The following is a 19,573-nucleotide window of genomic DNA, read 5'->3' on the forward strand; positions in this document are numbered from 1 at the left end:
CCTCATCCCACGCCAACACGCCCACCCGAGCCCAGCCCTACTGAGAAAACCTCATTGGGGCGCATGGGATCAGCGGCCGCCCGGCGACCCGCACTGCGGCCGGCCGCACGCCGCCCGCCCGGGCCCGCACGACGGCCGGGCCCGCACGACGGCCGGGCCCGCACGACGGCCGGGCCCGCCCGCCGGGCCTGCACGGCGTCCGCGCCGGGTCGCGCGGCCCGGAATTGTCGGGGGTCCCCGGTAACGTAAAAACCGGGGGACCCCCAGGCCGGGGACCTCTCAGCGGCGCGCCCGCACCGCCGAGGCCAGCTCGTCCAGCAGCGGCGCGGTGTCATCCCATGCCAGGCAGGCGTCCGTGATCGACTGCCCGTAGGTCAGCTCCGAGGCGTGCCCCAGCGAAAGGTCCTGCCGCCCACCCGCCAGGAAGCTCTCCATCATCAGCCCGGAAATCCCACGCTCGCCCGCCGAAAGCCGCGCAGCCAGCTCCCGGACCACCGCGCCCTGCCGCACGTGGTCCTTTCCGCTGTTCCCGTGCGAAGCGTCGATGATCACCCGCTCCGGCAACCCCGCCTTCGCCAGCCGGGCCAGCGTGTCCGCGACAGTCGAAGCGTCGTAGTTCGGACCCCCGTTGTGGCCGCGCAGGATCACGTGGCAGTCCGGGTTGCCCGACGTCGTCAGCAGGGCCGCCAGGCCGTCCGTGTTGATGCCCGGGAACACGTGGCTCGCCGCCGCCGCGCGGGTGGCGTCGATCGCCACCTGGACGTCGCCCTCCGTCGAGTTCTTGATGCCCACCGGCATCGACAGCGCGCTGCACAGCTGGCGGTGCACCTGGCTGGCCGCCGTGCGGGCGCCGATCGAACCCCACGTCACGATGTCCGCGATGAACTGCGGCGTGATCGGGTCGAGGAACTCGCAGCCCACCGGCAGGCCGAGCGCCGACACGTCGAGCAGGAGCTTGCGGGCCATCCGCAGGCCCTTGTTGACGGCGAACGTGCCGTCGAGGTCCGGGTCGTTGATCAGGCCCTTCCAGCCCAGCGTCGTGCGCGGCTTCTCGAAGTACACGCGCATCACGATGTGCAGCTCGCCGCGCAGCTCCTCGGCCTTCGCGGCCAGCCGGCGGGCGTAGTCGAGGGCCGCTTCCGGGTCGTGGACCGAGCATGGGCCGACCACCACGAGCAGCCGGTCGTCGCGGCCTTCGAGAATGTCGACCGTTTCGGCGCGGCCGTGGCGCACCACCTTGGCGACGGCGGCGTCGGCCGGATGGTCTTCGCGCAGCATCGCGGGCGAAATGAGCGGACTGATCGACGTCGTGCGGGCGGCGTCGAGGTCACCGATGGTGGCCGGTCCGGCGGAGAGCGTCATGGCGGGGGTGTTCCTTCCTGGTGGACACCGACCCGCGGGGGACTCGCCGAGCCGGTTTCGAAATCCGGCTCGGGGTGGGAGTCAGCGCAGGTTCACGCCGCCGCGCCCACCCGGGGCCGGCTTCGTAAACCAGAAATAGCGCTGCACGAGGTCAACGTAGCACAGCCGTCACCGGACCCGATCCGGCAGGTGGTACGGCCTGCACCGATCAAGACGTGAGCCGCTACGCTGGCGGACGACGAAATGTGACTGTCATCTCCCGAGAACAGACGGAGGCTTCTCATGCGTGTCGGTGTGCTGACCGGCGGCGGCGACTGCCCGGGGCTCAACGCGGTGATCCGCGCGGTGGTGCGCAAGGGCATCGAGGTGCACGGCTGGGACTTCGTGGGCTTCCGGAACGGCTGGAACGGCCCGCTCACCGGCGACAGCCGCCCACTGGGCCTGAACGACGTCGAGGACATCCTCACCCGCGGCGGCACCATCCTGCGGTCCTCGCGCACCAACCCGTACAAGGTCGACGGCGGCGTCGACAAGATCAAGCAGGTCCTCGCCGACCAGGGCGTCGACGCGCTGATCGCGATCGGCGGCGAGGACACCCTCGGCGTCGCGAAGCGGCTGACCGACGACGGCGTCGGCGTCGTCGGTGTCCCCAAGACGATCGACAACGACCTGGGCGCCACCGACTACACCTTCGGCTTCGACACCGCGGTCTCCATCGCGACCGAGGCGATCGACCGGCTGCACACCACGGCCGAGTCGCACCACCGGGCGCTGGTCGTCGAGGTCATGGGCCGGCACGCCGGCTGGATCGCGCTGCACTCCGGCCTGGCCGGCGGCGCGAGCGTGATCCTGGTGCCGGAGAAGCACTTCAACGTCGACCAGGTCGTTTCCTGGGTCGAGCGCCGCTTCGAGAAGGAGTACGCGCCGATCATCGTCGTCGCCGAGGGCGCGCTGCCCGAGGGCGGCGAGGAGAAGCTGCTCACCGGCGAGAAGGACGCCTTCGGGCACGTCCGCCTCGGCGGCATCGGCACCTGGCTGGCCGACGAGATCGCGAACCGCACCGGCAAGGAGTCCCGCGCGGTCGTGCTGGGCCACGTCCAGCGCGGCGGCACCCCGACGGCCTACGACCGCGTCCTGGCGACGCGCTTCGGCCTCAACGCGGTCGACGCGGTCGCGGACGGCGACTTCGGCGTGATGGTCGCCCTCAAGGGCACGGACATCGTCCGCGTGAAGCTGTCCGAGGCGACGGCCGAGCTGAAGACGGTGCCGGTCGAGCGCTACCAGGAAGCCGAAGTCTTCTTCGGCTGAGTTTCCCGCTGCCGCGGTCGGCGTCAGATCCGGGCCAGCCGGTCCAGGACGCCGACCGCGGCGGCAATGTCCTCGGTGAGCGGGCGGTCGTCGAGACCGGGATCCAGCACCGAAGACGCCGCTTCGAAGGCGTCGCGCACCGGCAGCTCCACCAGGTCCGCCTCCCGCATCCGCAGCGCGCGCACCGCCGCCACCAGTTCGCACGCCAGCACCTGCTGGTACGCCGCGCACGCCGCCGTCGCCGCGCGGGCCGCCTGCGTCGAGAAGCTCGCGTGGTCCTCGATGCCGCGCGAGACCACCGCCGTGCCGAGCGTGGCCGGGAGGGCCGCCTGCCGCAGCTCGGTCAGCGCGTCGTGCGCCACGTACTCCAGGATCATCACGCCCGAGCTGCCCGGCGGCCCCGCCGCCAGGAACGGCCGCAGCCCGGTGAACTCCGGCTCCACCAGGTCGCCCAGGCGCGCCACCGACAGCTCCGCCACCTGGTGCACGGTCGCCCGCGCCTGGTCCAGTGCCGTCGACACGTACGCCGTGTGGAAGTGCGCGTGGTGGTAGGCGTCGTTGTGGACCGTCGAGATCATCGGGTTCTCCGTGCTCGCGTTGATCTCGACGGCGAGCACGTCACGCAGGTAGTGGATCGCGTCCAGCGCCGGGCCCTGCACCTGCGGGAACGCCCGCAGCCCGAACGGGTCCTGGATCCGCCGGCCCGGCTTCGGCGTCTGGTGCATCCCCAGCAGCCGCCGCATCTCGGCCGCGCAGGCGACCTGCCCCGCGTGCGGACGCGCTTCGTGCACCGGCGTCGCGTACGCCTCGGGGTTGCCGTCGAGGGCGACGTACGTCAGCGCCGCGACGGCGTGGCTCGCCCGGGTCAGCGTGTCCAGCCGCATCGCCGCGAGGGTCGCTTCGGCGAGTGTCGCGGCGTTGCTGCTCATGAACGCCAGCGCGTCCCCCGCCCGCACCGGCACCGGGGGCACGTGCCCGGTGACCCACGGCCGTTCGCCGGTGAGCGCCAGCGCCGCCTCGGCCAGCGGGGCCAGGTCGCCGGTGCCGATCGCGCCGAGCCGGTGCACCAGCGGCAGCGCGCCGGTGCGGACCGCCTCGGCCAGCGCGCCGATCAGCTCGGGGCTGATCCCGGACCGGCCGGACAGCAGCTGGTTGAGCCGGATCAGCAGCATCGCCCGGACCTGGCCGGGCGGCATCTCGTCCCCGCTGCCGCCCGCGTGGCTGCGCAGCAGCCGCAGACCGTGCTCGACGGAGCTTTCGACCGTGTCGTCCTTGTTGGCCCCGACGCCGGTGGTGCGGCCGTAGACCACCCGGCGCGTGCTCAGTTCTTCGGCCAGCTTCCACGCGTGCTCGGCTCCCCGCAGCGCGGCGATCGAGACGTCGATGCCCAGCGGGCCCTCGGTGCGCGCCGCGGCGACGACGTCCGCGCACCGGAGGGTCCGACCGTCCACCCGGATCAAGGGCAGCCTCCTTCCGACTGCCCTCACTATGCGGCTAGGGCGCCGGAGGCTGCCAGGGCGGTCTCGCCCAGTCCCACCGCGGGACCGGCTCGTGGAGGTCCGGTTCGGCGCCGGGCGCGGAGAAGATCACGGCCAGCCGGCTGCCCCACTCGAGGTAGCCGGCGAACGCGGCCCGGAACTCCGGGTCGTCCGGCAGGCCGGCCTCGTCGGCGGCGTCGAGCAGCAGGGACACCCACCGGCGGCGCTGCGGCTCGGTGATCCCGCGGCCGAGGTGGCGGCCGACCATGTGGGCGTGCCCGCCGTGGCTCGCGGAGTACTCGGCCGGCCCGCCGAAGACCTCGCCCAGCCAGACGGCGACGTGCTCGGCGTGGTGCGGGTCCATGTCGCGGAAGACCGGTTCGAGCAGCGGGTCTTCGAGTACGTGGCCGTAGAAGATTGTCAGCAGCTTGACGAGCGCTTCGTGGCCACCGGCCCAGTCGTAGAGGGTCGGTGTGGTTTTTGGCACGATCACCCGGTCAGGCAACCAGTGGTGCTCCGGCCGGGCAACCACGTACTTTCCGGTGCGTAGGGGGAGTGAGGATGAAGCGGTACCACTGCGCGACGGAGCTGGCGGTCGAGCTGATCGGCGGAAAGTGGAAGCCGGTGATCCTGGCGCACCTCAAGGAGGGCACCCACCGCTACGGCGAGCTGCGGCGCCGGATGCCCGGGGTGAGCGAGAAGATGCTGACCCAGCAGCTGCGCGAGCTGGCGGCGGACGGCCTCGTCCGCCGCGAGGAGTTCGACGGCCGGGTCCCGCACGTCGAGTACCACCTGACCGCGGTGGGGGAGGAGCTGCGCCCGGCGTTGACGGCGCTCTACGAGTGGGGCGAGCGCCGGGCGGCCGAGCGCGGCATCAGCTTCGACCCGGGCTGACCCAAGCGCCCCAAGGTGGCCTTGGTTGCGTTGGACGCACCGAAGGCCACATTGGGGCGCTCGGGACCGGCGCCGGTCAGGCGGGGTCGGTCTCGTCCAGCCGGCGTTCCAGCGCGTCCAGGCGGTCCGACCAGAACCGCCGGTACGGCGCCAGCCAGGCGTCGACCTCGGCCAGGGGGTCTGGGCGCAGCGCGTAGCACCGCCGCTGCGCCGCGACGCGCACCGTCACCAGCCCGGCTTCGCGCAGCACCCGCAGGTGCTTGGACACCGCGGGCTGGCTCAGCTCCAGCTCGTCGACCAGCTCGCCGACCGAGCGCTCGCCGTCGCGCAGCAGGTCGAGGATGGTCCGGCGCCGAGGCTCGGCGAGGACGTCGAAAGTCTGCATCACCCGTGAAATGTGCTCCGCCGGGCATATTCCTGTCAAGGAATGTGGACCAGCCGTGGTCTGAACCATTGACCTAGTGGTCTAGTCCACTTACGGTAAGTGTGGTCCCCACCACTCCGGCACCGTGGCCGTGAGTAATTCCCGGGAGGGAGAACGCATGTCCCGTTTCCGCAGGAAGAGCTTCTCGGCGCTGCTGGCCGTGGCCGCCGCCGGCGGCCTCGTCGCGGGCGGTGCCACCGCTCCGGTGGCCACCGCCGCGACCGAAACCGCACAAGCCTCCGTCGGCAAGGTGGTCGGCTACTTCACTGAATGGGGTGTCTACGACCGCAACTACCACGTCAAGAACATCGAGACGTCGGGTTCGGCGAGCAAGCTGACCCACATCAACTACGCCTTCGGCAACGTGACGAACGGCGGCTGCGCGATCGGCGACGCCTACGCCGACTACCAGAAGACCTACGACGCCGCGGGCAGCGTCGACGGGGTTGCCGACACCTGGGACCAGCCGCTCGCCGGCAGCTTCAACCAGCTCAAGAAGCTCAAGGCCAAGCACCCCGGCCTGAAGGTCCTGTGGTCGTTCGGCGGCTGGACCTGGTCGGGCGGCTTCACGCAGGCCGCGCAGAACCCGGCGGCGTTCGCGAACTCCTGCTACAACCTGGTCAACGACCCGCGCTGGGCCGGCGTCTTCGACGGCATCGACATCGACTGGGAGTACCCCAACGCCTGCGGCCTCTCCTGCGACACCAGCGGCGCGGCGGCGTTCAAGAACCTCCTCCAGGCCCTGCGGGCGAAGTTCGGGTCGAAGCTGGTCACCGCGGCGATCACCGCCGACGGCACGAGCGGCGGCAAGATCGACGCGGCCGACTACGGCGGCGCCGCGCAGTACGTCGACTGGTACAACGTGATGACCTACGACTACTTCGGTGCCTGGGCGGCGCAGGGCCCGACGGCTCCGCACTCGCCGCTGACGTCGTACTCCGGCATCCCGACCGCCGGCTTCCACTCCGACGCGGCCATCCAGAAGCTCAAGAGCAAGGGTGTCCCGTCGAGCAAGCTGCTGCTGGGCATCGGCTTCTACGGCCGCGGCTGGACCGGCGTCACCCAAAGCGCCCCGGGCGGCACGGCGACCGGCCCGGCACCGGGCAAGTACGAGCAGGGCATCGAGGACTACAAGGTGCTCAAGACGTCGTGCCCGGCGACCGGCACCGTGGCCGGCACCGCGTACGCCAAGTGCGGCAGCAACTGGTGGAGCTACGACACCCCGGCGACCATCGCCGGCAAGATCTCCTACGCCAAGACCCAGGGCCTGGGCGGCGCGATGTTCTGGGAGCTCTCCGGCGACACCACGAACGGCGAGCTGATCACCGCCGTCGCCAAGTAGCGCCCGCGGGGGCACCGGCAAAAGTTGCCGGTGCCCCCGATTATCGTCGTGGGTGTGAAGTTCAGCGGATTCGGCGAGTACGCCGTCGACTTCTTCGACGGCCTCGTGGAGGACAACTCCAAGCCCTACTGGGACGACCACGTCGAGACCTACAAGTCCGACGTCCGCGCGCCGATGGAGGCGCTGCTGGCCGAGCTGGCGCCCGAGTTCGGCGACGGCTTCGGCGAGCCCAAGGTGTTCCGCCCCTACCGCGACGTCCGCTTCGCCAAGGACAAGACGCCGTACAAGACCCACTGCGGCGGGGTGATCGAGCAGGGCCGCGGCGGTGGCGCCTACTACGTCGAGGTCGGGCCGGCGGGCCTGCGCGTCGGCGGCGGCTGCTTCCACCTCGCGGCCGACCAGATCGCGCGGTTCCGCAAGGCGGTCGACACCGACCTGCACGGCGAAGCGCTGCAGAAGATCCTCGCCAAGCTGGAGCGCACGGGCTGGGAGGTCAAGGGCGACCGCCTGAAGTCGAAGCCGCGCGGGTTCGACGCCGACCATCCGCGCCTGGAGCTGCTGCGCTACCGCTCGGTGTACGCGGTCCGCGGCTGGGAGCCCGACGACGTCCTGCACGAGCGAGGTGCCTTCGACCGCGTCCGGAAGGCCTGGCGGCAGCTCCGGGAGTTCAACGAGTGGGCCCGCGACCGGGTCGGCCCGAGTGAACAGCCGCGTCGTTAGCGTCATCTGACCAGCCAGGTTTCTGAACACTTTCTTGAACATTCGGGATCGGTACAGACGAACGCGCGAAGAGGGTCTACGCTATGTGGACGTGAGCCGACGCGCGAAGATCGTTTGTACCCTGGGTCCCGCCACCGCGACCCCGGAGAAGATGCGGGCCCTGGTGGATGCCGGCATGGACGTGGCCAGAATGAACTTCAGCCACGGCAGCCACAGCGACCACAAGCAGGTCTACGACCTGATCCGGGCCGCGGCCGCCGACAGCGGCCGCGCGGTCGGCATCCTCGCCGACCTGCAGGGCCCCAAGATCCGCCTGGGCACGTTCGCCGGCGGGCCGGTCGAGTGGCACAACGGCGACATCGTCCGGATCACCGTCGAGGAGGTCGCCGGCACCCACGACCGCGTCTCGACCACCTACAAGGGCCTGGCGAAGGACGCCAAGCCCGGCGACCGGCTGCTCGTCGACGACGGCAAGGTCGGCCTGGTGGTCCGCAAGGTCGAGGGCCCGGACGTGGTCTGCGAGGTGACCGAGGGCGGCCCGGTCAGCAACAACAAGGGCGTCTCGCTGCCCGGCATGGACGTCTCGGTGCCGGCGCTGTCCGACAAGGACATCGAAGACCTCGAGTTCGCGCTCGAGCTGGGCGTCGACTTCATCGCCCTGTCCTTCGTCCGCTCGCCGGCCGACATCGACCTGGTCCACCAGGTGATGGACCGGGTCGGCAAGGGCCGGCTGCCCGTCGTCGCCAAGATCGAGAAGCCCGAAGCCGTCTACAACCTCGAGGCCATCGTGCTGGCCTTCGACGCGGTGATGGTCGCCCGCGGCGACCTCGGCGTCGAGCTGCCGCTGGAGCAGGTCCCGCTGGTGCAGAAGCGCGCCATCCAGATCTGCCGCGAGAACGCCAAGCCGGTCATCGTCGCGACGCAGATGCTCGAGTCGATGATCAACAACTCCCGGCCGACCCGCGCCGAGGCCTCCGACGTCGCGAACGCGGTGCTCGACGGCGCCGACGCGCTGATGCTGTCCGGCGAGACCTCGGTCGGCCGGTACGCGATCGAGGTCGTCGAGACGATGGGCCGGATCATCGAGGCGGTCGAGACCGACTCGCCGATCGTGCCGCCGCTCTCGCACGTCCCGCGCACCAAGCGCGGCGTCATCTCCTACGCCGCCCGCGACATCGGCGAGCGGCTCAACGCGAAGGCCCTGGTCGCGTTCACCCAGTCCGGTGACACCGTGCGCCGCCTCGCGCGACTGCACACCCGGCTGCCGCTGCTGGCGTTCACGCCGGAGGAGAGCGTCCGCAGCCAGCTCTCGATGACCTGGGGCACGACGACCCGGATCGTGCCGTTCGTGGACTCGACCGACCAGATGATCCAGCAGGTCGACCACGCGATGCTGGAGATGGGCAAGTACCAGAAGGGCGACCTGGTCGTCATCGTGGCCGGTTCCCCGCCGGGCACCGTCGGGTCGACCAACCTGATCCGCGTGCACCGGCTCGGTGAAGACGACCACGCTTGAGAGACCGACCGCTCAGTATGCACGTAAAGTCCCGGTCATGACTGAAATGGCCAGGACGGCCGCCACCGAACCGGAGCTTGCCGGTGGCGGCCAGCCGGTGCTCGACCGCCTGATCGCGCTGCTCGACCTGGAGAAGATCGAAGAGAACATCTTCCGCGGCGTCTCGCCCGCCCACTCGCCGGTGCGGGTGTTCGGCGGGCAGGTCGCCGGCCAGGCCCTGGTCGCGGCCGGGCGCACGGTGCCCGAGGAACGCCGGGTGCACTCGCTGCACGCGTACTTCATCCGCGGCGGCGACCCGAGCGTGCCGATCGTCTACGAGGTCGACCGGATCCGCGACGGCCGGTCGTTCACCACCCGCCGGGTCGTGGCGATCCAGCACGGCAAGGCGATCTTCTCCCTCTCGGCGTCGTTCCAGACGGACGAACCGGGCATCGAGCACTCCGAAGCCATGCCGGAGGGCATCCCGGCGCCGGAGACGCTCCCGACGCTGATGGAGCGCGCCGAGGGGTACGCGATCGGCGCACACGCCCGGCCGCGGCCGATCGACCTGCGGTACGTCAACGAGCCGCCGTGGGTCACCCGGGAGACCGGCGAGCGGCCCGCCCGCAATCAGGTGTGGATGCGCGCCGACGGGAAGCTGCCCGACCAGCAGCTGCTGCACGTCTGCGTGCTGACCTACGCCTCGGACATGACACTGCTGGACTCGGTGCTCGCGCGCCACGGCGTCTACTGGGACACCGACAAGGTGCTCGGGGCCAGCCTCGACCACGCGCTGTGGTTCCACCGGCCGTTCCGCGCCGACGAGTGGTTCCTCTACGACAGTGCCTCGCCGACGGCGTCCGGCGCCCGCGGCCTGGCCACCGGCCGGTTCTTCGCCCAGGACGGCACGCTGATCGCGACGGTCGTCCAAGAAGGACTCCTGCGCGTCCTGTGAAGGTTGCCGGGAAATCACCCGCACGGGCGATGAAAAGCCCGAATATCCGTCTCCGGAAAAGGGCATTCGGCGCGGGTGAGGGGGCCGGGACCGATCGGGGGACGGCCCCGGACCCCTCCGTCGGATGATCGCGCGGCACGGGGCGCGCTCATCGTCTACCCTGCTCAGAGGCCGGTTGAAGCCACAGCGGGCCGACCGCAAGGCGCCCATCGCAGTGCAGGGTGCGAGGATACAAGAGCATTCTGCAAATTGCAGATACGGTGCCGGAATGGGCCCCGCGTTAAAGTCCCACCGAGTCCGCACCCGGCTGGTTGGACACAGGTAGCACGACATCCGGAGGTGCCGCGATGGCAAGGGGACAGAGCCCCACGGTTCGCCGCCGGAGGCTCGCGGGAGAACTGCGCCGGCTCCGCGAGGCCGCGGACCTCACCATCGACGAGGTGGGCGAGAAGCTCGAATGTTCCGCCTCGAAGATCAGCCGCATCGAGACCGGGCACGTCGGGGTCACCCCGCGTGACGCCCGGGACATGCTGGCCCTCTACGGCATCACCGGCGACGAGCAGGAGGCGCTCGTCCAGCTGGCCAGGGAGGCCCGCAAACGCGGCTGGTGGCACGCGTACAACGAGGTGTTCACCGGCACCTTCGTCGGGCTGGAAGCCGATGCCAGCTCCCTGTGCGCGTTCCAGGCGCTGCTGGTCCCCGGGCTGCTGCAGACCGAGCGGTACGCCCGCGCGGTGATCCGCGCGCTGCGGCCCGACGCCGAGGACGCCGAGATCCGCCGCCGCGTCGCCGCCCGGATGGCCCGCCAGGAACTGCTGTCCGAGACCCCGCCGCCGGAGTACTGGGCGGTGATGGACGAGGCCGTGCTGCGCCGCGTCGTCGACAGCCCCGAAGTGATGGCCGAGCAGCTCTACCGGATGGTCGCCGTCGCCGAAAAGCCGAACGTGACCATCCAGGTCGTGCCGTTCGGCGCCGGCGCGCACCCCGGCATGGAAGGCCCCTTCCTCATCATGGGCTTCCCCGAGCAGGCCGACCCGGACGTCGTCTACGTCGACGACAGCACGTCCAGCGGCCTCTACCTGGAGGAACCCACAGACGTCCGGCGCTACGGGCTGATGTTCGACCATCTGCGCGCGGCGGCGCTGAAGCCGGACGACTCGGTGGAGATGATCGCCGAGGCCGCCGGACGGTTCGCCGAACAGGCGGCCGTACCGGCTCCGGGGCACCATCCCGAACCGAGGACACAGTAAACCGAGGACACAGTAAGGAGTGGGGACCATGGAAGCGGAACTCTCCGGGGCGCGGTGGCGCAAGAGCAGCCACAGCGGCGGCGGCAACGACTGCGTCGAGGTCGCGTTCGTCGGCGGCGGCGCCGCGGTGCGCGACTCGAAGGACCCCGAAGGGGGTGCGTTCCGCCTGCCCGCGTCGGGTTGGCGGGGGCTGCTGGCCGCGGTGCGGACCGGCGGCCCGGCGCACGACTGAGGCGCTTGAAGAAGACCCCTTACCCCCGTCGAGCTGGGCTCGGGCGGGAGTAAGGGGTCTTTTCGCGCTCATGCCTACGTGATCACCCGATGCCCGGGGTGTCCCCTCAGGACGAACCTGAGTCCTACCAACCGGAGAACCCAGGGACAGGGGAACACGATGCACAGCGATCTCATGCTCGACGCGGTCCGCGCCGAAGCGGCGTACCGGGCCGAGGAACTGCGGAAGGCCGGGCGCAGCGCCTGGGCCACCCGCGCCCGCCGCGCCGCCCGGCACTTCAGGGCGACGAGGACGGATGTCGAGGTACCGGCACAGCAGCGCCGGGAGGCGGCGCGGGCGGCGGCCGAAACCACCCGGTGAAGGTGTCGAAGGCGATAAGCGGTCGGAAACTGTCGGTGGGGTGAGCAACAATGCTCCTCGTGCCCCGACTCGGCTCCGGAATCCCGCTCGTCGCCCGTACCCACGAGATGCGGCGGCTCCGCGCCGCCTTCGCCAGGGCCGAACGTGGCGAAGCCGGCGCGGTGCTGCTCTCGGGGGACGCCGGGGTCGGCAAGACGCGGCTGCTGACCGCGCTCGGCGAGCACGTCGGCACCTGCGGTGGGCTGGTGCTCACCGGCCGCTGCATCGACGTCCGCGAGGGTGGTCTTCCTTATCTTCCGTTCGCCGAAGCGCTCGCCCCGCTGGGCAGCGCGACGGACCCGGCGGTCGCCGCCGCGGTGCGGGCCCGGCCCGCGCTCGGCCGGCTGCTGCCGCAGGGCCCGGGCTTCGAGGAGCCCCGGGCGGCCGAACACCCGCCGATGACCTCCAACGACCGGGAAACGATGGTGCGTCCCCGGCCGGAGCAGGATCTCGGTCAGCTGCAGTTGTTCGACGCGGTACTGGGGGTGCTGACCGAGATAGCGCAGGCGCGCCCGGTGGTGATCCTGCTCGAGGATCTCCACTGGGCCGACGCCTCGACCCGCAACCTGCTGTCCTTCCTGCTCACCCGGCTGCGGGCGCAGCGGCTGCTGGTCGTGGGCAGCTACCGCGAGGAGGACGTGCACCGGCGTCACCCGCTGCGCGGCCTCCTGGCGGAGCTGGTCCGGCTCGCCACCGTCGAGCGCGTCGACCTGCAGCCCTTCGGCGCGGCCGACGCCCGCAGGTTCGTCGAGGCGCTGGCCGACGAGCCGCTGCCGTCGGCCGTCGTGGCCGACATCGTCACCCGCTCCCAGGGCAACCCGTTCTTCGCCGAGGAGCTGCTCGCCACCAAGACCGAGTGCAACGACCTGCCCGCCGGGCTGGCCGAGGTGCTGCTGTCCCGGCTCGAGCGGCTCTCGCCGGACGCCCGCCGGGTCGCGCGGGTGATCTCGGTGGCCAACGAGCCGGTCATGCACGCCGCGCTCGCCGAGGTCTCCGGGCTGGAGGAACTCGAGCTCGACGAAGCGCTGCGCGAGGCCGTCCAGCACCACGTGCTCGTGGTGCTCTCGGACGGCTCCTACACGTTCCGGCACGCGTTGCTGCAGGAAGCGGTGTACGGCGACCTGCTGCCGGGGGAGCGTTCGCGCACGCACGCGGCGTACGCGGCGCGGATCAAGGCGCGGCCGCAGGGCCGCGGCCACGACGCGAAGCTGGCCTACCACTCGATGCAGAGCAGCGACCTGGTCACCGCGCTGCCGGCGTTCCTGCGCGCGATGGACGAGGCCGAAAAGCTCGGCGCGCCCGGGTCGGCGTTGCAGCACGTCGAACAGGCACTGTCCATCTGGGACGCCGTCGGCACGGCGGACCGGCCCGAAGGGTTCGACGAGCTGCGGCTGCTCTACGAAGCGTCGTACTTCGCGGGCACGTCCGGCGAGCCCGAGCGGGCCGCCGCGTTCGCCCGCTCCGCCACCCAGGCGCTGAGCGCCGACGTCCCGCACGACCGGGCCGCGAAGGTGTGGCGGCGGCTGGCGGACGCGCTGCTCGCGCTGGAAGGCACCCTCGACGAGGCGGTCGCCGCCATCGACACGGCCTGGGACCTGGTGAAGGACACCGAGCCCAGCTCGGCGCGTGCCTGGGTGCTGGCCAGCCGGGCCGGGTTCCTGCGGATCCTCGACCAGCCCGAGGCGGCGCTCGACAGCGCGCTCGCCGCGGTCGCCGACGCCCAGGCCGTGGGCGCGGCGGGCGCGGAAGCGTCGGCGCTGGTCACCCTGGGCACGCTGGCCGATTCGCGGGGCGACGCCGCCGAGGCCCGGGAGCGGCTGCGCCAGGCCGAACGCAAGGCGCGCGACGTCGGCGCGTACAACACGGAGATCCGCGCGACCTACTTCCTCACGCTCAGCCACGACGACCAGGGCGAGTTCGCCGAAGCGCTGGAGCACGCCTCGCGCGGCGTCGCGCGAGCCGAGGAAGCCGGGCTGAGCTGGAGCGTCTACGGGCTGGAGCTGCGGGCGCGGCAGCTGATGCTGCGGTACCTGATGGGCGACTGGCCGGACGAGAGCGCCGGCCGGGCCGGGCGCGGGGTGTCCGGCGCGGTCGCCGCGCGGATCCTGGCCATCTGGTCGCTGTTCGTCGTCGCCCGCGGCCGGTTCGACGAGGCCGCGAAGCTGCTGTCCGGGCTGCGGCAGCACTGGACGGCGGACATGCAGATCCCGCTCTCGGCCGGAGGCGCCGGGATCGAGCTGGCGTACTGGCGCGGCGACCACGCCGCGGCCGTGCGCCAGGCCGAAGACCTGGTCGGCTGGCTGGAGCGGATCGAACCCGGCCTGCTCGCCGGCATCCGGGTGGCCGCGCTCGGCGTGTCCGCGGCAGCCAAGCTGGCCGCCGACGCCCGGCTCCACGGCGACCAGGCCGCGGCCGAAGCCGCGGCGGCGGCCGGCGAGCGGCTCCTGGCGCACGGCCGGATGTGCGCGGTCGTCGGCCAGCCGCGGTCGGGAACGCTCGGCCCGGAAGGCCGCGCGTGGCTGGCCCGCCTGGAGGCGGCGGCGTCCTGCCTGTCCGGTGGCGGTGACGCGGCGACGTGGTCGGCCGCGGCGGCGGCGTTCGGCTACGGCGCCGTCTACGAGCAGGCCGTCTGCCGCTGGCACGAGGCCGAAGCGCTGCTGGCCGCGGACGCCGACGCGGGCGCGGCCCTGGAGGCGGCCCACGCGGTGGCGGTCCGGCTGGGCGCGCTCCCGTTGCGTGACGCCGTCCGCGACCTCGCGCACCGCGCCCGCGTCGAGCTCGACGGCGTCGAGCCGGCGGCCCCGGCCCGCGCGGTCACCGACCCGCTGACCGACCGCGAGCGCGACGTCCTGGAGCGGGTGGCACTGGGCCGCACGAACCGCCAGGTGGGCGAAGAGCTTTACATCAGCGAAAAAACGGTGAGCGTCCACCTGTCCCGCGTGATGGCGAAACTCGGCGCAAGCCGCCGCGCGGAAGCAGTGGCGATCGCGTACGACCGAGGCCTCCTCACCGCCCCCACCCCGTGATCAGCGGGGCATCACGCGTGATCCGAGGGGCACCATTCGTGATGGGAGAGGCATCGCGCTGATGCCCCGCCAATCACGCGTGATGCCCCTTCAAACACGCGTGATGCCCGGTGGATCACGCGTGATGCCCCTTAGCGCGGGAGGCGGCGGAGGGCTTTGAGGCCGAAGGTCATGCCTCGGGACCACAGGGAGCCGGGGACCGCGCGCGGCGGGCGGAGGGCCAGGCCGCGCTGCAGCGCGATCGACTGGGACTCCGTGTACTTCAGCAGGCCCTCGGCGCCGTTGCGGCGGCCGACGCCCGACTCCTTCATCCCGCCCATCGGGACGCCGACGCTGCCGAACGTCGCCGCGTAGCCCTCGTTCACGTTGACCGTCCCGGCCTTGAGCCGGGCCGCGACCTCCCAGCCCGCGCGGCCGTTGCGCGACCAGACGCTGGCGTTGAGCCCGAACGGCGTGTCGTTGGCCCGCTCGATGGCGTCGGTGACGTCGGTGTAGCCGTAGATCGACACGACCGGCCCGAACGTCTCCTCCGCGTACGGCAGCATCTCCGGGGTGACGCCCGAAAGCACCGTCGGCTCGTAGAACAGCGGGCCGAGGTCGGGTCGCGCGCGGCCGCCGGTGAGCACTGACGCGCCCTTCGCGCGGGCGTCCTCGACGTGCGCCGACACCGCCGCGAGCTGGTCTTCCGACGTCAGCGAGCCCATCTGGGCGGCGTAGTCCAACGCCCCACCGAGCCGCAGAGCCGCGGTGCGGGCCACGAACGCGCGCGTGAACTCCTCGCGGATGTCCTCGTGGACGTAGATCCGCTCGACCGACACGCACAGCTGCCCGGCCGAGGAGAAGCACGCCGCCACCGCGCCGGTCGCGGCCTTCGCGACGTCGGCGTCGGGCAGCACGACCATCGGGTTCTTGCCGCCGAGCTCCAGCGAGTACGACGTCAGCCGCTTCGCCACCTGGCCGGCCAGCTCCTTGCCGGTCGGCGTGGAGCCGGTGAAGCAGAGGTAGTCCGACTCCTCGATCAGCGCGGTGCCGATCTTCGACCCGCGGCCGAGCACGATCTGCCAGGTCCCGGCGGGCAGCCCGGCCTCCTCGGCGAGCTCGTGCAGCCACAGCGCCGAAAGCGCGGTCTGGTTGTCCGGCTTCTGCACGACGGCGTTGCCCGCGGCCAGCGCCGGCAGGACGTCCATCGCGGTCAGGGCCAGGGGGTAGTTCCACGGCGAGATGATCCCGACGACGCCCTTGGGGTGGCGGATCTCGCCCGCGCGGGTCAGGCCCGGGATGACACCGGCGATCCGGCGGGGCGCGAGGATCTTCGCGGCGTGCTTGCCGTAGTAGGCCGCCACCAGCGCGGTCGCGCTGACCTCGTCGAACGCGTCGAGCCGCGCCTTGCCGGCTTCGACCTGGACCAGGTCGAGCACCTCGTCCTGCCGGGCCAGCACCAGGTCGTGCAGCCGGGTGAGGACGCGGGCGCGCTCGGCGGGGGAGCGGTCCGCCCACTCCCGCTGGGCCGTGCGCGCGCCGGCGAACACCGCGCGGACGTCGGCGTCGGTCGCCTGCGGCAGGGACGCGATCGGCAGCCCGGTGAACGGCGCCCGCATCCGGATCGGGGCCGAGTCCGCGCCGCCCGTCACACGGGCGACGAGCTGGGCCGCCCGCGCCGAACTGGGCGCCCCGGCGACTCCGCCGACGGTCGGCGGGAGTGAGGTGTCTTCGACCGGTTTCGCGGGGGTCGTGCTGGTCATGACGTCTCCGTTCAGCGGAGTCCGCGCGCCGTCGCGCAGGGGTTACCGACGAGTACACCATACCGTCGGTACGTCAGATGTCCAGCCTGATGTGAATAAAATTCACGTATTGGGTGGCTTCAACGGCGGCAGCTGGTAGTTCGGCTCGGTCGGTTCCTGCTGCGCCGGGTGCGGCTGGGCCTGCGTCGCACCGCCGTAGGGATCGTCGGGCTGCTGCGCCGGGAACGGCTGCGAAGCCGGGCCGCCGTACGACGGTGGCGGCTGCGGGCCGGTCTGCGGTGCCTGCGCGGGAAACGGTTGCGACGCCGGATATCCGCCGTACGGCTGGGCGTACTGCTGCGGCGGCACCGGGTACGGCCGCGACTGCTGCTGGTACGACCCCGGCGGTGGCCCGGCCGAGGTCGCGACGGAGGCCTGCCGCCCGGCGAAGACCGCGGACACCAGCGCCATCAGAGCGACGATCCCGCCGCCGACCAGCAGCCAGAACCCGATCCCGGTCGTGTAGTGGGACTTGATCGTCCCCTCGTCGGACTCGTAGCTCAAGGTCGCCGAGACGTCCATGCCGAGCATCCACACCGCCGCGGTGACGCCGGCGGCCCCCGCCACCAAGGCCGTCCGGGCGCCCGCGCGCACGCCGGGGCCCGCCGAGCGGCGCGCGCCGGCGAACGCCAGCCCGGCTCCGGCCAGCAGCACGACCGCGCCGGCGGTGAGCGGGATGCCGTACCGGGCGACGTGGGTCTCCGCGTAGAACTTCTTCGCCTCCTCGCTCGGCTCGACGGCGAACGAGCGCGACCAGGCGCTGATCGTCTGGCTGCTCTCGGTCTTGCCGTTCACCACCTGCTCGAACGTCGTCTGCGGCAGGAACGACCCGGCGATCACCAGTGCCGCGGCGAGGACGCCGAGAATGCCGGCGAACAACCGGAAGACGGCACCCGGATCGGCCGGCGGCTGCGCGGGCGGCGGGCCGTAGGGGTACGGGTACGGGGCGGCGGTCATCGGAACTCCCCTCGTTCGGAGGGGATTGGACCACGAATCCGCCTGGGGGATAAGGGGCAAAGCACCCTGGCGGTGCCGCGCTGGTCAGCTCGGCCCAGTGGTGGCGTCCTGGTAGAGCAGGACGGCGATGCGCTTCCACTCGTCGAGGAGCTGGCGACGCCGGTTCGGGTCGCCGCCGAGCTCGGCGTCCAGCGCCAGCCCGCGGGTGAGGTTCACGGTGAGCCAGAACAGCATTTCCGCGCGTTCCGGCGGGAGTTCGCCGGCGACCTGGGTGACGTGCTCGAGCGTGGCGCGGCCGAGCGCGCGGTCGACCGGGCGGATGGCCGCGCGCAGCTCGGGGTCGGTGCGGGCGGCGACCCACAGCTCGGTGACGGCGGTGGACAACGTGCCCGAGTAGCCGGCCCACAGCAGGTCGATGGCCGCGGCGACGCCGCTGCCGCCGCCGGGCAGGTCTTCGAGCGAGGTCGCGAGCTGCCGGCGCAGCTTCGTCGTCAGGTGTTCGACCGCGGCCGCCATCAGCTCGGCCTTCGCGGTGAAGTGGTGCTGCACCGCGCCCTTCGACACCCCCGCGCGGGCGCAGATCTCCTGCACCGACGTGCGCGCGTAGCCGATCTCGACCAGGCAGTCGATCGTGGCGTCGAGCAGGGCCGTGCGGGTCTGCTCGCGCCGCTGCGCCTGGGTCCGGTGCGTCGTCTCGGTCACCGCGGCCTCCCTGCTTTACCCACGGGCCGGTGGGATGTACATTCCGATCAGAACTTACATGCTGAGCGTCATGTTTTCCAGCAGGAGGGTCCCGTGCCACTGCAACTGCCGAAGAGCTCGTGGAGCACGACCGAGCTCGATGACCTCCGCGAGCTCGCGCGGTCGTTCCTGCAGAAGGAAGCCGTCCCGCACCAGGAACGCTGGGCGGCGGAGAAGAAGGTCGACCGCGAGCTGTGGACGAAGGCGGGCGAGGTCGGCCTGCTGTGCCTGTCCATCCCCGAGGAGTACGGCGGAGGCGGCGGCACCTTCGCCCACGAAGCCGTGCTCTACGAAGAGCAGGCGCGGGCCGGCGACAGCGCGTGGGGCGTCACCGTCCACAATGGAATCGTCGCGCACTACCTGCTCGCCTACGCCTCCGAAGAGAAGAAGCGCGAGTGGCTGCCGAAGCTGGCCAGTGGCGAAATGGTCGGCGCGATCGCGATGACCGAGCCCGGCACCGGCTCCGACCTGCAGAACATCAAGACGCGGGCGGTGCGCGACGGCGACCACTACGTCCTCAACGGCGCGAAGACCTTCATCACCAACGGGTTGCACGCCGACCTCGTGGTCGTCGCGTGCAAGACCGACCCGGACGCGGGCGCGCAGGGCGTCTCGCTGATCGTGGTCGAGACCGACACCCCGGGCTTCCGCCGCGGGCGCGTCCTCGACAAGGTCGGGATGAAGGGCCAGGACACCGCCGAGCTGTTCTTCGACGACGTCCGCGTGCCGGCCGGCAACCTGCTCGGCGACGCCGAAGGCCAGGGCTTCGTCCAGCTGATGCTGCAGCTGCCCCAGGAACGGCTGATCATCGCCGTCACCGCGGTGGCCGGGCTGGAGGCGGCGGTCGACCTCACGCTGGAGTACACCAAGGAGCGCACGGCGTTCGGCCGGCCGATCTTCTCCTTCCAGAACACCAAGTTCACCCTTGCCGAGGCGGCGACCGAAGCCGCGGTGGCGCGGGCGTTCCTCGACCAGTGCATCGAACGGCACCTGCGCGGTGAGCTGGACGTCCAGGGTGCGGCGATGGCGAAGCTGTGGACCACCGAGCGCGTCAACAAGGTCATCGACGACTGCGTGCAGCTCTTCGGCGGCTACGGCTATATGACCGAGTACCCGATCGCGCGCGCCTGGGCCGACGTCCGCATCTCGCGGATCTTCGGCGGCACCAGCGAAATCATGAAGGAAATCATCTCCCGCTCGCTCTGAGAG

Annotated in this window: 18 protein-coding genes; 11 read left to right on the forward strand and 7 right to left on the reverse strand. The window is 71.7% G+C overall.

The window, feature by feature from the left end:
• Positions 1-279: 279 nt before the first annotated feature.
• On the reverse strand, positions 280-1,362 hold the full coding sequence (locus I4Q55_RS26540) for a 3-deoxy-7-phosphoheptulonate synthase (RefSeq protein ID WP_206791380.1): 1,083 nt from the start codon (positions 1,360-1,362) through the stop codon (positions 280-282).
• Between the two features lie 282 nt (positions 1,363-1,644).
• On the opposite strand from I4Q55_RS26540, the gene I4Q55_RS26545 reads away from it, so the two are divergent.
• Positions 1,645-2,670 (forward strand): 6-phosphofructokinase, encoded by a 1,026-nt coding sequence (locus tag I4Q55_RS26545; protein WP_206791381.1) that lies wholly within the window; start codon positions 1,645-1,647, stop codon positions 2,668-2,670.
• A gap of 23 nt (positions 2,671-2,693) precedes the next feature.
• Here I4Q55_RS26545 and I4Q55_RS26550 read toward each other — a convergent pair whose 3' ends face one another.
• Together I4Q55_RS26550 and I4Q55_RS26555 are read right to left on the reverse strand one after the other, a co-directional pair.
• Positions 2,694-4,130, reverse strand: coding sequence for an aromatic amino acid ammonia-lyase (locus I4Q55_RS26550; protein ID WP_206791382.1), 1,437 nt, complete (start codon positions 4,128-4,130; stop codon positions 2,694-2,696).
• Positions 4,131-4,164: 34 nt separating this feature from the next.
• A complete protein-coding gene (locus I4Q55_RS26555) occupies positions 4,165-4,641 on the reverse strand; it encodes a group II truncated hemoglobin (protein WP_206791384.1) in 477 nt (158 codons plus the stop codon).
• 68 nt (positions 4,642-4,709) lie between these two features.
• Here I4Q55_RS26555 and I4Q55_RS26560 point away from each other — a divergent pair, with 68 nt between their 5' ends.
• Entirely contained in the window at positions 4,710-5,042 is a 333-nt protein-coding gene (locus I4Q55_RS26560; protein WP_206791385.1) for a helix-turn-helix domain-containing protein, read from the forward strand.
• Between the two features lie 76 nt (positions 5,043-5,118).
• On the opposite strand, the gene I4Q55_RS26565 is transcribed toward I4Q55_RS26560, so the two are convergent.
• Positions 5,119-5,427, reverse strand: a complete 309-nt coding sequence (locus tag I4Q55_RS26565) for a helix-turn-helix transcriptional regulator (protein ID WP_206791623.1) — start codon at positions 5,425-5,427, stop codon at positions 5,119-5,121.
• A 157-nt stretch (positions 5,428-5,584) separates the two neighbouring features.
• On the opposite strand from I4Q55_RS26565, the gene I4Q55_RS26570 reads away from it, so the two are divergent.
• The 8 genes from I4Q55_RS26570 to I4Q55_RS26605 all read left to right on the forward strand — a co-directional run bounded on the left by I4Q55_RS26570 (position 5,585) and on the right by I4Q55_RS26605 (position 14,885).
• Positions 5,585-6,808 carry a glycoside hydrolase family 18 protein gene (locus I4Q55_RS26570; protein ID WP_206791386.1) on the forward strand — a complete coding sequence of 408 codons (1,224 nt, stop codon included), beginning with the start codon at positions 5,585-5,587 and terminating at the stop codon, positions 6,806-6,808.
• 54 nt (positions 6,809-6,862) lie between these two features.
• A complete protein-coding gene (locus I4Q55_RS26575) occupies positions 6,863-7,528 on the forward strand; it encodes a DUF2461 domain-containing protein (protein WP_206791387.1) in 666 nt (221 codons plus the stop codon).
• A 91-nt stretch (positions 7,529-7,619) separates the two neighbouring features.
• On the forward strand, positions 7,620-9,044 hold the full coding sequence (pyk, locus tag I4Q55_RS26580) for a pyruvate kinase (RefSeq protein ID WP_206791388.1): 1,425 nt from the start codon (positions 7,620-7,622) through the stop codon (positions 9,042-9,044).
• 37 nt (positions 9,045-9,081) lie between these two features.
• Positions 9,082-9,978, forward strand: coding sequence for an acyl-CoA thioesterase II (gene tesB / locus I4Q55_RS26585; RefSeq protein WP_206791389.1), 897 nt, complete (start codon positions 9,082-9,084; stop codon positions 9,976-9,978).
• Positions 9,979-10,325: 347 nt separating this feature from the next.
• On the forward strand, positions 10,326-11,228 hold the full coding sequence (locus I4Q55_RS26590) for a helix-turn-helix transcriptional regulator (RefSeq protein ID WP_206791390.1): 903 nt from the start codon (positions 10,326-10,328) through the stop codon (positions 11,226-11,228).
• Positions 11,229-11,256: 28 nt separating this feature from the next.
• Positions 11,257-11,460 carry a DUF397 domain-containing protein gene (locus I4Q55_RS26595; RefSeq protein WP_091307835.1) on the forward strand — a complete coding sequence of 68 codons (204 nt, stop codon included), beginning with the start codon at positions 11,257-11,259 and terminating at the stop codon, positions 11,458-11,460.
• A gap of 159 nt (positions 11,461-11,619) precedes the next feature.
• On the forward strand, positions 11,620-11,820 hold the full coding sequence (locus tag I4Q55_RS26600) for a hypothetical protein (protein ID WP_206791391.1): 201 nt from the start codon (positions 11,620-11,622) through the stop codon (positions 11,818-11,820).
• Between the two features lie 50 nt (positions 11,821-11,870).
• Positions 11,871-14,885 (forward strand): helix-turn-helix transcriptional regulator, encoded by a 3,015-nt coding sequence (locus I4Q55_RS26605; RefSeq protein ID WP_206791393.1) that lies wholly within the window; start codon positions 11,871-11,873, stop codon positions 14,883-14,885.
• Positions 14,886-15,016: 131 nt separating this feature from the next.
• On the opposite strand, the gene I4Q55_RS26610 is transcribed toward I4Q55_RS26605, so the two are convergent.
• The 3 genes from I4Q55_RS26610 to I4Q55_RS26620 form a co-directional block, all read right to left on the reverse strand.
• The gene (locus I4Q55_RS26610) at positions 15,017-16,627 is read right to left on the reverse strand and encodes a succinic semialdehyde dehydrogenase (protein WP_206791394.1); all 1,611 of its coding nucleotides are present in this window, start codon (positions 16,625-16,627) and stop codon (positions 15,017-15,019) included.
• 102 nt (positions 16,628-16,729) lie between these two features.
• Positions 16,730-17,623, reverse strand: coding sequence for a hypothetical protein (locus I4Q55_RS26615; RefSeq protein ID WP_206791395.1), 894 nt, complete (start codon positions 17,621-17,623; stop codon positions 16,730-16,732).
• An 84-nt stretch (positions 17,624-17,707) separates the two neighbouring features.
• Entirely contained in the window at positions 17,708-18,325 is a 618-nt protein-coding gene (locus I4Q55_RS26620; RefSeq protein ID WP_206791396.1) for a TetR/AcrR family transcriptional regulator, read from the reverse strand.
• A 93-nt stretch (positions 18,326-18,418) separates the two neighbouring features.
• Between I4Q55_RS26620 and I4Q55_RS26625 the strand changes: the two genes are divergently transcribed.
• Positions 18,419-19,570 carry an acyl-CoA dehydrogenase family protein gene (locus tag I4Q55_RS26625; protein ID WP_206791397.1) on the forward strand — a complete coding sequence of 384 codons (1,152 nt, stop codon included), beginning with the start codon at positions 18,419-18,421 and terminating at the stop codon, positions 19,568-19,570.
• Positions 19,571-19,573 lie beyond the last annotated feature (3 nt).

Origin of the sequence: Amycolatopsis sp. MtRt-6, from assembly GCF_017308975.1 — a bacterium.
Lineage (GTDB): Bacteria > Actinomycetota > Actinomycetes > Mycobacteriales > Pseudonocardiaceae > Amycolatopsis.